Annotated in this window: 8 protein-coding genes; 4 read left to right on the plus strand and 4 right to left on the minus strand. The window is 71.1% G+C overall.

The window, feature by feature from the left end; genetic code table 11:
- Positions 1-37: 37 nt before the first annotated feature.
- Entirely contained in the window at positions 38-1,261 is a 1,224-nt protein-coding gene (locus tag BXA11_RS06570; protein ID WP_076433577.1) for a saccharopine dehydrogenase family protein, read from the minus strand.
- 113 nt (positions 1,262-1,374) lie between these two features.
- Here BXA11_RS06570 and BXA11_RS06575 point away from each other — a divergent pair, with 113 nt between their 5' ends.
- The gene (locus tag BXA11_RS06575; protein WP_076433579.1) at positions 1,375-2,094 is read left to right on the plus strand and encodes a TetR/AcrR family transcriptional regulator; all 720 of its coding nucleotides are present in this window, start codon (positions 1,375-1,377) and stop codon (positions 2,092-2,094) included.
- Positions 2,095-2,130: 36 nt separating this feature from the next.
- Here the strand turns inward: BXA11_RS06575 and BXA11_RS06580 are convergent, their stop codons facing one another.
- Together BXA11_RS06580 and BXA11_RS43030 are read right to left on the minus strand one after the other, a co-directional pair.
- Positions 2,131-3,543: a sensor histidine kinase gene (locus BXA11_RS06580; RefSeq protein WP_076433581.1), complete on the minus strand. Its 1,413-nt coding sequence runs from the start codon at positions 3,541-3,543 to the stop codon at positions 2,131-2,133.
- The gene (locus BXA11_RS43030; RefSeq protein ID WP_159454740.1) at positions 3,540-4,550 is read right to left on the minus strand and encodes a sensor histidine kinase; all 1,011 of its coding nucleotides are present in this window, start codon (positions 4,548-4,550) and stop codon (positions 3,540-3,542) included. The genes BXA11_RS06580 and BXA11_RS43030 overlap by 4 nt, the downstream gene beginning before the upstream one ends.
- Before the next feature lie 1,059 nt (positions 4,551-5,609).
- Here BXA11_RS43030 and BXA11_RS06590 point away from each other — a divergent pair.
- The 3 genes from BXA11_RS06590 (at position 5,610) to BXA11_RS45275 (ending at position 11,785) form a co-directional block, all read left to right on the plus strand.
- Complete coding sequence (locus BXA11_RS06590; protein ID WP_076433585.1) at positions 5,610-8,438, plus strand: helix-turn-helix transcriptional regulator; 2,829 nt, start codon at positions 5,610-5,612, stop codon at positions 8,436-8,438.
- 37 nt (positions 8,439-8,475) lie between these two features.
- Entirely contained in the window at positions 8,476-9,204 is a 729-nt protein-coding gene (locus BXA11_RS06595) for a class I SAM-dependent methyltransferase (protein ID WP_076433587.1), read from the plus strand.
- Positions 9,205-9,625: 421 nt separating this feature from the next.
- Entirely contained in the window at positions 9,626-11,785 is a 2,160-nt protein-coding gene (locus BXA11_RS45275) for a vWA domain-containing protein (RefSeq protein WP_083744010.1), read from the plus strand.
- Between the two features lie 79 nt (positions 11,786-11,864).
- On the opposite strand, the gene BXA11_RS06605 is transcribed toward BXA11_RS45275, so the two are convergent.
- Positions 11,865-12,689: an HpcH/HpaI aldolase/citrate lyase family protein gene (locus BXA11_RS06605; RefSeq protein ID WP_076433591.1), complete on the minus strand. Its 825-nt coding sequence runs from the start codon at positions 12,687-12,689 to the stop codon at positions 11,865-11,867.
- Between the last annotated feature and the right edge of the window lies 1 nt (position 12,690).

A 12,690-nucleotide genomic window follows, 5' to 3' on the forward strand; every position in this document is an offset into this window, starting at 1 on the left:
TCGAGGGTGCGGTGCGACAGGAGAGCGAGCACGCCGCCTACTGCTCCCGCATGCCCCACGGGGTGCCGTACGCCGTGAGCAGGTCGAGGAACGGCCTGGGCGGCAGGGCTTCCGGGCCGAGGACGCCGGCGCCGGACCAGACGCCGGCGGCCATCAGTTCGAGGGCGACGACCGGGTTGACCGCGGTCTGCCACACCACCGCCTGGGAGCCGTACTCGCGCATGGACCACTGGTTGTCGACCACGTGGTAGAGGTAGACCTCGCGCGGGCTGCCGTCCTTGGCGCCCTTGACCCAGGTGCCGGCGCACGTCTTGCCGTGCATGCGGTCCCCCAGGGTCGCCGGGTCGGGCAGGCACGCCGCGACCACGTCGCGCGGGGACACCGTGGCGACGGCGCCGCCCTCGGCGGCGACCCGGACGGGCTCGGTGCGGTCCAGCCCCAGCAGGTGCAGGGTCCGCAGCGTGTCGATGAACTGGCCGCCCAGCCCATACTTGAAGGTCACCCGCTCGGCGTCGATCCAGCGGGGCACGAGCAGGACCTCCTCGTGCTCGACGTTGACGCACTCGACCGGACCGATGCCCTCGGGAAAGTCGAACACCTCCGGCTCGCTGAAGGGCGGGGTGGTGAACCAGCCCCGGCCGGCCTCGTAGACGACCGGCGGGTTGAGGCACTCCTCGATGGTGGTCCAGATGCTGAAGGACGGCGCGAAGTCGTACCCGTCGACGGTGAGGTCGGCGCCGTCGCGGATGCCGACCTCCTCGATGTGGTCGAACAGCTCGTCGGCGGCGTATCGGGCGAAGACGTCCGACAGCCCCGGCTCCACCCCGATGCCGACCAGGGCCAGCCTGCCCGCCTTCTCCCACTCGGCGGCCATCTCGAACTGGGCGTCCCCCAGCTTGACCCCGCACGCCTCGTGCGGGCGCTCCGGATGCGGGCGCGACAGCGACATCGCCATGTCCAGGTAGTGCGCGCCGGCCGACAGCGCCGCCCGGAACAGCGGCATCACGAACCGCGGGTCGGTGGCGTTGAGCAGGACGTCGCAGCGGTGCTCGGCCAGCAGTGCCACCACCGCGGCCTCGTCGCCCGCGTCCACCCGCCGGGCGGCGAACCGGGCGCCCGCCTCCCCCAGCGCGGCGACGGCCGCCTCCGCGCGGGACAGGTCGTAGTCGGCGACGACCATGTGCTCGAAGAAGGACCGGCGGGCCGCGATCCGGGTGATCGCCGTACCCACGCCACCGGCGCCGACGAGCAGAACACGCATGACAAAGCTCCCTTTTCCGGACAAAGACCCCTTTGGTGCACACGATCCAATGTCAAAGCCGTACGACACGTCAATGGTGTTGGCATAAGGTGGCGACGCAGGGAGGGAGCACCATGCCCAAACCGGTGGTTTCCGAGTCGGCGCGCCGACGGCGCCGCCCGACGAAGAACGGAGTCGTCCTCTCCGAGGACCTGATCGTGCGGACCGCGCTGCGCATGCTGCGTGAGCACGGCTCCGCCGGACTGTCCGTACGGCGGCTCGGCATCGCCCTGGGCGCCGACCCCAGCACGCTCTACCGCTACTTCGCCGGCATCGACGACCTGACCCTGGCCATCGGCGACCTGCTCATCGGCCGGGCCATGGACGGCTGGCACACCACCGGCGACTGGTGCGCCGACCTTCGCGAGCTGGGCCTGCGCATCCACGCGGCCTACCTCGAACACCCCCAGGCCGCGGTGCTGACCGCCAGCCGCATCAGCGGCAAGTCCCACGAGATCGCGGCCGACGAGGCGATCCTCGGGCTGCTGCGCGGCGCCGGTTTCCCCGACCGAGAGGCGGTCCGCGTCTACCACGCCTTCATCGACATGACGCTGGCCTTCGCCGCGCTGGACGCGGCGTCCCTCGCGCTGCCGGAGCGGGCACGCAGGGCGGACGAGGAGATGTGGCAGGCGACCTACGCCCGCCTGTCCCCCGCAACCCACCCCAGCATCGCGGCGGTCGCGCCCCTGCTGGTGGCCGACATGAACGACAGCGCCTACCCCACGGCGTTGGACATGCTGCTCACCAGCGCCGCGCGGGACCGCGAGAGGAACGGCTCCGCCCGCGGCGCATGAAGTCGGGCAGGTAGGAGCGGCGAGGCGCGGCCCGCGTCAGGTGGCCGGGGCGTCCGTCTCCATCGTCACCGCCACCCCGGGCTGGGGGTCCAGCGGAAGGCGGACGACGAAGCAGGCGCCTTGATCGCTGTCCCTTATGGTCAGGGTGCCCTCGTGGCGTTCGGCGATCAGCCGGGCGATGGGGAGGCCGAGGCCGATTCCTCCGGCGTCCCTGCTGCGTGCGCTGTCCAGCCGCGCGAAGCGCTGGAACACCATCTCGCGCTGGTCGAGGGCGATCCCGGCGCCGTCGTCGAGGACCTCCAGTGCCGCGACGCCCTTCGCGAAGCGCGCGTCGCCGTCCTCGCGCCGGAGCGTGACCGTGACAGTGGAGGACGCGTGTCGCTGGGCGTTCTGGATCAGGTTGCAGAGCAACTGCCGCAGCTGCGCCCGGTCGCCGTTGACGATCACCCCGGGTGTCAGCTGGAGGACGACCCTCCTGCTGACCTGGTGGCTCTTCAGCTCCAGGGCGACGAGCTCGGCCAGGTCGACCGGCTGCCGCGGACACGAGGCGCCCGCGTCGAACCGGGTGAGCGTCAGCAGCCCGGTAGTGATCGACTGGAGACGCTCCACGCTCGGAAGGACGTCGTCGCAGAGCTTGCTCAGGTCGACGTCTTCGGCCGCCAGGAGGGCGTCCTCCAATTGGACGCGGATGGCGGTGATCGGGGTGCGGAGCTCGTGGGACGCATCGGCGCAGAAGCGCCGCTGCTGTTCGAGCATGTGCTCCAGCCGGTCCAGCGTCTCGTTCACGCTCCGGGCCAGCCGGTAGATCTCGTCCTTGACCTTGGGGACGGGGACCCGGCGGCCCAGGTTGGTGCTCCGGATGTGGTCGAGCTGGGCCCGGATGGCGTCCACGGGTCTGAGCGAGCTGCTGACGGTGTGCCGCGCCCCGTAGGCGACCGCCCCTGTGAAGAGGGAGGTTCCCGCGACCAGGAGGGCCGCCAGACCCGGATAGACGAAGAACGGCAGCGTCGGCGCGGCGCTGTACACGGTCCAGTCGCCGTCGCGATACACCTGTTGCGCGACGACGATGTGGCAGCCGCCGGATGGCAGGACGGAATTGCAGACCACGGCGGTCGCCACCCGCCTGGGGCTTTTCGGCGTGAAATGCGCCATGAGCGGCCGGTGCTGCAAATCCCTGGTCGCGGCGACCACATGTCCCTGCGGGTCGACCACCTGGACGGGGCGGATCAGGTTCTGCGGGATCGGCGGCAGCGGATTGACGAGCCGGCCGTGGTCGACGTCGTACGCGGTCAATTCGCCGACCGCCATCACCTCTTTGGTGAGGTTCCCGGTGGCCATCTTGTTGAGGGCGAACAACAGGACGATGGAGAACGCGATGCAGAGCATGCTGACCGCGACGGTGACGAACAGCGCCACGCGGGCGCGGATCGAACAGTTTTCCAGCTTCATAACGACCCCGTCTCAGTCGGCCGGACTCGGGGCAGCCGCAGGACGAAACGTGCCCCGCCGACTGTGCTTTCTTCGACGCTGAGGGTCCCCTGATGCGCCTGGGCGATGTCGCGGGCGATGGCCAGGCCCAGCCCGGTGCCGTGGTGGTCGAGCCGGCGGGCGTCGTCCAACCGGGTGAAGCGCTGGAACACCCGCTCGCGGTCGGCCTCGGCGATCCCCTGTCCGTCGTCGCTGACCGCGACCTCGACCGCGGTGGGCTCGGCCCGCACCTCGACGCACACCACACGCCTGGAGTGCCTCTGTGCGTTGTTCAGCAGGTTGGCGAGCAGCCGGCTGATCTGGGACGGCACGGCGGTGACGGTGGCCCCGTGGGTGATGCGGAGCCGCACCGGGTGCCGATCCGCACGTTGCGCGATCTCGGCCTTGACCAGGGCCGCGAGGTCGACCTGCCGCCACTCGGCGGGTGGGCAGTGGGGCAGGCGAGCGAGGCCGAGGATGTCCTCGGTGATCGTCTGAAGCCGGTCAACCTGACCCAGCGTCGTCTCGAGCAGCGTCGGCAGCGGCACCGAGCCGGGATCCTGCTGTGCCGCTTCCAGCTGCACCCGCAGCCCGGTGATGGGAGTGCGCAGTTCGTGGGCGACGTCCGACGCGAACTGCCGTTGGCGACGGGCGAGCTCCTCGAGCTCTTCCTTGGCCTTCTGCACCCGCCCCAGGACCTGGTTGATCGTACGGCTCAACCGGGTGATCTCCTGCGCCCTACTCGGCACCGAGATGCCGGCGGCCAGATGAGCGAAGTCGATCCGGGAGAGCTCGGCGCCCACCTTCTCCAGGGGGCGCAGCAGCCGTCCGCCCACCTTCCAGGTGACCCAGGCGTTCAGGACGATCAGCTCGGCGGTCTCGAGCGACACGAGCAGCGGGAGACCGGGCCGCGCGAGGCCCAGCAGCGACTGCACCGTCTCGACGACCACCCGGGATCCGGCGGGGATGACAGCGGTATACGCCGCCATGGGCCGGGGGGTGGCCGTGCGCGGCCCGAGGTTCCTCGCAGGGGCCCGGGGTGGCGTTCCCCAGACGGCGGCGCCCTCTCGCCCATGGCCGTGCGCCGGCAGGCGACCCACGGCGCGCGCCGGAGCGGTCCTGCACGTATCACACGACCGTGTAACGGTCGCGGCCCTGGCCAGAAGGTACATCCCCCCTCCCGCCGGGAGGAGGGTGAGGACGGTCATGACGGTGGCCAGCAGAGTCATCTGCCCCCGGATCGAACGGGGCGCCCAGCGCCACCACAGGGCCCGCCACCACAGGGCCCCCCACCACAGGGCCCGCCGCCGCTGGTCCGGACGCCGGTAGCCGTTCTCACGCCCCCTCGAGCGTGGGCCCGTCGAGCCTGGTGACGACGCTCGGGCGGGACCGGAGGTCTGGTGCGCGTGCTTCGTGAGGGCGTGGCCGGCGGAGCCGCTCGCGGGGGGCCGTTGCTGCGGCCGGCCGGCCTTCTGGGGGCGGCGGGGGTCCCGAAACCGGGATCCGTGTTCGTCGCTCTCCGCGCGAGAGGCCCTCGCGTGGTCCGTCCTGTCGCTCGTCTTCAGTGCGTGCCAGGCGGCCGTCGACGGGCCGCCGTTCAGCACGTGTGCGAGGCCCTTGGCGGCGGCTATCCACGTGAGCAGCGTGAACAGCGGCCACATGAGTATCAGGAATTCATCGGTCAGGTCCACCATCGCCATCCTTTCGAAATAGGAATTCGAGGGATGCCAGGCTCCTGAGAGCACTGGGGAGGCGTGACGCGTCGTCCGCTGCGCATGTTTCCGGTACCGCTCAGTCGTGGGAGTCCTTCCGCGTCAGCTCATCAGCAGCGAATGAGGTGACTAATACGATCCTGAACGCCGGGCACGCGTGTCGTATCACACATGTGTGTAGCCTTACGCTCCTCCTCGCTCCCGGGTGATCAACGCTCCGGCCGTGTCGTGACCGCGAGGGCGACGGGACGGGCGCAGCGCGCGGGCCTGTTGCGAGGCCGTAGGCGCCGGGTGTCTCATGGATTCATGGGGGATATATCCCGGAATGTCCCGGATGTGGCGGAGGGACCCGGTTCCCGGGAGACATCCTGGCCTGGCTGGCGTGGCCGTTCCCGGGAGTGGGCGCTCGTCGCCGACCTGCTCCGGGCGGCACGTGTGGGCAGGGGCGGGGTCCTGCTGGTCGAGGGCCGGCCGGGCGTCGGCAAGAGCCGCATGCTCGACGTGGCCGCCGCCACCGCGACCAGATGGGGGTACCGGGTGGTCCGCGGCGTCGCGGACGAGCTGACCCAGCTGATGCCGCTGGCCCCGCTGGTCTCGGCGCTCGGAGAGCCGGGCTGCACCCTCCGCACCGGTGACAGCGACGGTGTGCCCGGCCCGGCCGACCAGCGGTTGCAGTTGCTCGACCAGCTGCAGGGACCGCTGGAGACGCTGGTGGCGCACGGTCCCGCGCTGCTCACCCTGGACGACCTGCAGTGGACCGACCACATGACTCTGCTGGCGCTGCGGTCGCTGACCGTGGACTTCGCCTCCTCCCCGCTCATCTGGATGCTGGCCCGTACGACCGGCGGCGGCCACACTCCGTGCCTCGACCGCGTGTTCACCACGCTGGAGCGCGAGGGCGCGACGCGGATCCGGCTGGAGGCTCTGGACGATGCGGCGGTGACCGAGGTGGTCGCCGACGTCCTCGGGGCGGCCCCGGAGCCGGACGTGCTGGCCCTGGCCGGCATCGCGGATGCCAATCCCTTCCTGCTCGTCCACCTCATCGAGAAGCTCAAGCGCGAGGGCGGGTTCCGGATCGCCGACGGCCGCGCGACGTTGGTGTCGGCACAGCTGCCGTCGGCCCGGGCGGTCACCCGCGAGCGTCTGGAGGAGCTGTCGGGACCGACCAGGCACCTGCTCCAGGTCGCCGGGGTCCTGGGCCGTTCGTTCCCGGTGAAGGACCTGGCCGAGATGCTCGGCGAATCGACGGGCGATCTGCTGCCCATGCTGGAGGAGGCGATGTCGGCGGGCATCGTCGTATCCGCCGGGCACGAGCTGGCCTTCCGGCACGACCTCCTGTGGGAGGCGGTGACGGAGAGCCTGTCCAGCGCCGTCCGGCGGGCCCTGCACCGAGAGGCAGGGGAGATGCTGCTCAAACGGGGCGGATCGGCCGTTCCCGCCGCCGCGCACCTCATCCACAGCGCCGGCCACGGTGACGTGTGCGCCCTGCGCGCGCTGGACCTGGCGGCGCGGGAGGTGCTGCGATCCTCGCCGCAGACCGCCGCCGATCTCGCCACCCGGGCGCTGGAGCTGACCGATGCCACCGACCCCGACTGGGTGGGCCGGGCCGCCATCGCGGTCGACGCCCTGACGGCCGTCGGGCGGCTGTGCGAGGCCGCCGATCTCGCTCGTCCCGCGCTCAGCAGGGCTCCCTCCGCGTTGGCGCATCGCCTGCGCTGCGCGCTGGCGTACATCCTGCTTCTGAGCGGCCGACCGGCCGACGCCGTGTCCCAGGCCGACAGCCTGCTCGGCCGGGAAGACATCTCCCGTGACCTCCGCGGCGTCGCCCAGTGGACCGTGTTCTGGGGGCTCATCTCCCTGAACGATCTGGGGGAGGGACAACGCCGGGCGGAGGCCGTCCTCGCCGATCGCGACAGGCATTCCGACGCGGCCGTGGTGGGCGCCCTGCTGATGCGCTCCCGGTGCGCAATGACCGACGGACGGGTCGACGAATCGTTCACGCATCTGGACGAGGCCCTGCAGATCGGGAACAGCGGCGCCGTGGAGGCCGTCCAGCGGCCGTACGCCCGGCTGCTGCTGGGTCATCTGCACCGGTGCCTGTGCCAGTTCGACGCGGCCGACCTGGCCATCCGGTCGGCCGAGGAGGAGATCGAGGCCCTCGGCGTCACCGTGCTGGCCGCGCAGCCCGCGCTCTTCCGCGCCCGCGTGAAACTGGCCGCCGCCCGGCTCGACGACGCCGCCGCCGAGGCCGAGGCCGGAATGACGATCGCGGACGACATGGGCACGCACGGGTTCATCCGCGTGGGGCTGTCGATACTCGCGTACATCGCCGTGCGGCGCGGCGACATGGACGGCGCGGCCCGGAACATGAAGAGGTACTCGTGCGAGCCCGGCGCCCCCGGGATGCTCTTCGGATCAGCCTGGGAGAGGTGGGTGGAGGCCGTGGTCGCCGAGGCCCAGGGCGATCGCGAACGGGCGATGGACATCCTGCGCCCCACCTACACCGACGTGGACAGACAACGACGGACGCTCATCACGGCGCCCCTCGCGGCCGCCTTCATGACCCGGCTGGCGCTGGCCTCGGGAAACCGGGCGTACGCGCAGACGATCGTCGACACGGCCGACCAGCTCGCGCGGAGGAACCCCGGCTACCCCATCTTCGCCGCCGCGGCCGCACACGCCCGCGGCCTTCTTCACGCCGACCCCGCCGACCTCGCCTTCGCCGCCGCCAACCACCCGCAACTGTGGGAGCGCGCCTCGGCCGCCGAGGACCTCGGGGTCCTGCTCACGATGTCCGGCGCCTCCGCCGACCGCGAGCGGGCCATCGGCAGCCTCGACCAGGCGCACGACGGCTACCAGCAGATCGGCGCCCTCCGGGACGCGGCCCGCGCGCGGGCGCGCCTGCGCGCACTGGGCGTCCGGCGCCGTCACTGGGCCCGGTCGCACCAGCGGGAGTTCGGCTGGGACAGCCTCACCGACACTGAACGCGCGGTGGCCAAGCTGATCGCCCAGGGATTGACCAATCGTCAGGCCGCCGCACGGATGTTCCTGTCCCCGCACACGGTCTCGGCCCATCTTCGCCGGATCTTCACCAAGCTCGACATCGCGTCCCGGGCCGAACTCGCCCGCATCTTCGCCGAAGAGCGCCCGGACCGGGAGGCGTAACCGGCTGCCGGGTGAAGGGCTGGAGTAGGGTCGCCGGGTGCCTGACCCGATCTTCGCCCACCCTCGCCTGGCCGCCGTTTACGACGCCTTCGACGGAGACCGCGACGACCTAGGCGCCTATCTCGCCATCGCCGGCGAACTGGGCGCGGACCGCGTGCTCGACGTCGGCTGCGGAACGGGATCTCTGGCGGTTCTGCTCGCGGACAGCGGACGCACGGTCATGGGCGTCGATCCCGCCGAGGCGTCGCTGCGGATCGCCAGATCGAAGGATCGGGCCGGAAGGATCACCTGGATCCACGGCGACGCCACCGGGGTCCCGGCGTTCGGCGCCGATCTCGCCGTGATGACGGGGAACGTGGCGCAGGTCTTCCTCACCGACGACGACTGGTCGCGGACTCTGCGGGGCATCCACGGCGCGCTCCGCCCGCGGGGCCATCTCGTGTTCGAGACCAGGCGCCCCGGACGCCGGGCGTGGGAGGAGTGGGCTTCCGGCACCGGCCCCGTCGTCCTCGATCTTCCGGAGGCCGGGCTCGTGGAGCAGCGCATCGAGGTCACCGATGTGAGCCTGCCGTTGGTGTCGTTCCGCTACACCTACACCTTTATGGCGGACGGCGCGGTGGTCACATCGGATTCGACCCTCCGATTCCGCGACCGGGACGAGGTGGAAACGAGCCTGGCCGCGAACGGCTACCGAGTGCTGGACGTGCGGGAGGCCCCCGACCGCCCGGGTCGTGAGTTCGTGTTCGTCGCGCAGCGTACGACCTGAGGCACCACAGAGCCTGCCGATAAAGGGTGGAAACGGCCGTTCTTTTCTGCGACAGAAAAACTGAGGATTACTCATTTCCTTGGGCATGCCCGAGGGGGATCTCGGCGAGAGCCGCTGCTCGCGGGCGCCTCCCATCGGCCGGAAGTGGCCGACTGTGGCCAACCGGGAACTTGCCGTAAGCGGCCTATTTACATCTATTCATTGACCGGTCACCATATGTCCGTGGCCACACCCCCTCGCTGATCAGCGCCGGCGCCGAAAAGGGTCAACGAGGTAGTCAACCAATGGAATTCGGCATCCGCTCATATCGGAATGCGAGGAGAGGGCGTCCCGGACGACGCAATCACCGAAATTCTGGATGGGCGATGTTCCCGAATTCCGTATGGCATAACGCCACACCAGAAGGAATGACACCGTGAGAATGACGCGACGATTACGGGCCGCCGTGTGCGTGGTGGCGGCCGGTGCGATGCTGGTGGCCGGGGTGGGGACGGCGTACGCCGAGCCCGGGGTCACCCCGGCGGACGTGACGCTGAACCTGGATCCGGGCGAGTCGAAGACGATCACCAAGACCGTATCCACTCCGGCGATCCCCCCCAAGCCGGATATCGCCTTCCTGATCGACACCACAGGGAGCATGGGCGGGGTCATCTCGAACGTGCGGACCAACGCGAACACCATCCTGTCCAACGTCGCCGCGGCGCAGCCGGACGCGCAGTTCGCGGTCGCCGAGTACAAGGACGCGGCGGACTCGCCGCCGTTCCGGGTGGCGCAGAACCTCACCGCCAACCATGCCGACGTCACCAATGGCATCAACTCGCTGGCCGCGGCCGGCGGAGGCGACTTCCCCGAGGACGGCATCAACGGCCTGTTCCAGGTCGCGTCCGGGGCGGTCGACTTCCGGCCGAACAGCACCCGGATCGTCCTGCTGATCGGAGACGCCCCCAGTCACGACCCCAGCAACGGTCATACGCTGGCCAACGCGATCAGCGCCCTGCAGGCGGCCGACATCACCGTGCTCGCCTTCGACCTGGCCGGGCTGAACTCGAGCGGGCAGGCGACCGCGATCGCCGACGCGACGGATGGACAGCTGTTCTCCGGCCTCAACGCCTCGGAGGTCAGCGACACCATCCTGGCGGCCCTGCACAACCTGCCGGTCACGGTCACCCACAAGCTCCGCGACTGCGATCCCAGCCTGTCGGTGTCCCTGACCCCGGCCAGCCGAGCGGTGACCAGCGGCGACGACGCCACCTTCACCGAGACCGTCTCCGTCGGCGCCGGAGCCGCGCCGGGAAGCACCCTCACCTGCAAGGTGGACTTCCTGCTCAACGACGTCCTGTCGCCCGGCTTCACCGAAACGATCACCGAACACGTCCCGAAGGTGACCCCGGCGATCGCCACCACACCCTCGGGCCAGGTGCCCGCGGGCGGAAACGTCTCGGACACCGCGACACTGTCCGGCGGCTACCACCCGACGGGCACCGTGACGTTCGAACTGTTCGGTCCCGGCGACACCGACTGTGAGACGCCCATCGCGACGCGTACCGGGACGGTGTCCGGCGGCGGCACCGCCGCGTCCGGGGACATCCCCGCGGGCGGCGTGGGCACCTACCGGTGGGTGGCCTCCTACAGCGGCGACGACGCCAACAACCCGGTCACCTCCGAATGCGGCGAGGAGGAGGTCGAGGTCGTCAAGGCCACCCCGGGCATCGCCACCACGCCATCGGGGTCCGTGCCGGCCGGCGGCGCCGTGTCCGACACCGCCACCGTCTCGGGCGGGTTCCACCCCACCGGCACCGTCGAGTTCCAGCTGTACGCCCCCGGCGACACCGACTGCGCGACGCCGATCGCCACCCGCACCGAGGAGCTGTCCGGCGGCGGCACCGCCGCGTCCGGCGACGTGACCATCGGCGCGGCCGGCACCTACCGGTGGACCGCCACCTACAGCGGCGACGACGACAACAACTCCGTCACCTCTCCGTGCAGCGACGAGCAGGTCGACGTCACACCGCAGCGGCTGACCGGACGGGCCTACGGCCTGACCGCCAGCGCCTCCCTGGCCGGCCTGCAACTGGTCAACATCGCACGCACCCCCGACACCGGCCCCGTCTCCACCACGTCGACCGGCAGCACCTCGGTGCCCTGCACCGCCACCCTCAGCGGGTTGATCAGCGCGCACGCCCTGTGCGCCAAGGTCGTCACCACCGAGTTCCCCGGCAAATCCGAGGCCACCGCCTCCATCGACGACACCACCATCGGGATCACCGGCATCCCGGTGATCAGCCTCAAGACCATCAAGTCCGGCTCCACCACCACCTGCGCCGGATCCACCGGGACGACCACCATCGCCTCACTCAAGGTCGGCAACACGGTGGTCATCGCGGCCCCCACCAATGTCCAGCCCAACACCACGGTCAACGTCGGCGTCGTCAAGCTCGTCCTCAACGAGCAGATTCCCTTCACCACCCCCGACAAGGGCCTGACCGTCAACGCGGTCCACGTCACCGTCAACGCCCTCGGCCTGGCCAAGACCGACGTCGTCCTGGCCTCCGCGGAAAGCGACATCGGCAACTGCCCATGACCCGACCCGGCTGAACCGGCCAACCCCCGAGGCCGGGCGGACACCGTAGTCCGCCCGGCCGCGGCGGTCTCGGCGGCGCTCAGTGGTCGCCGGCGTCGGTGAGGAGGCGGCGGGCCTGGCGGACGACGGCCTCGTCGACGAAGCGGCCGTCGGCGAGGGCCACCGCGCCCTGGTCGGCGGCGGAGACGACCTCCAGGGCGGCCTCGATCTCCTCCCTGGTCGGCCGGTACGCCGCCGCGATCACCGGAAGCTGGATGGGGTGGATGGCCGCCCGGCCCCGGAAGCCCATGGCCCGGCCCACTGCGCAGGAGGCGGCCAGGCCGTCGAGGTCGCGGACGTTCGCGTACACGGACTGGGCCGGGGCCGGCAGCCCCGCCGCCCGGGCCGCCACCACGATGCGGGAGCGCGCCCAGGCCAGGCCCGCCTCGTCGGTCACGCCGAGGTCGGCGCGCAGATCGGCCTCGCCCAGACCGATCCCGGCGACGGCCGGCGAGGCGGTGGCGATCTCGAAGGCGCGCTCCAGCCCGATGGCGGACTCGATGATCAGGCGCAGCGGCACGCCCGGCACCGCGTCGGCGATCCAGCGGACCTCGTCGGCCGACTCCACCTTGGGGACGCGCACGCCGCCGCCGCCGTGCAGCAGCGCTCCGAGCGCGTGCAGGTCGGCCTGGCCGTCCGGCGTGCGGACGTCGTTGACGCGGACCTCCACCCGCGGCTGCGGCGTGGCCAGCAGGGCGACGACCCCGGCCCGGGCGACACCCTTGTTCTCCGGGGCGACCGCGTCCTCCAGGTCCACGATCACCATGTCCGCCTCGCCCCCGAGGGCCTTGCCGATCCGGTCCGGGCGGTCGGCGGGCACGTACAACCACGTCAGGGGGACGGCAGAAGGACCGGAAGAAGGCATG

Source organism: Microbispora rosea (assembly GCF_900156315.1).
Taxonomy (GTDB): domain Bacteria; phylum Actinomycetota; class Actinomycetes; order Streptosporangiales; family Streptosporangiaceae; genus Microbispora; species Microbispora rosea.

What these genes read in the sequence shown, in the direction of transcription:
- BXA11_RS06570 (WP_076433577.1), bottom strand. Translation starts at nt 1,261, where the DNA reads ATGCGTGTTCTGCTCGTCGGCGCCGGTGGCGTGGGTACGGCGATCACC.
- BXA11_RS06575 (WP_076433579.1), top strand. Translation starts at nt 1,375, where the DNA reads ATGCCCAAACCGGTGGTTTCCGAGTCGGCGCGCCGACGGCGCCGCCCG.
- BXA11_RS06580 (WP_076433581.1), bottom strand. Translation starts at nt 3,543, where the DNA reads ATGAAGCTGGAAAACTGTTCGATCCGCGCCCGCGTGGCGCTGTTCGTC.
- BXA11_RS43030 (WP_159454740.1), bottom strand. Translation starts at nt 4,550, where the DNA reads ATGGCGGCGTATACCGCTGTCATCCCCGCCGGATCCCGGGTGGTCGTC.
- BXA11_RS45275 (WP_083744010.1), top strand. Translation starts at nt 9,626, where the DNA reads ATGACGCGACGATTACGGGCCGCCGTGTGCGTGGTGGCGGCCGGTGCG.
- BXA11_RS06605 (WP_076433591.1), bottom strand. Translation starts at nt 12,689, where the DNA reads ATGCCTTCTTCCGGTCCTTCTGCCGTCCCCCTGACGTGGTTGTACGTG.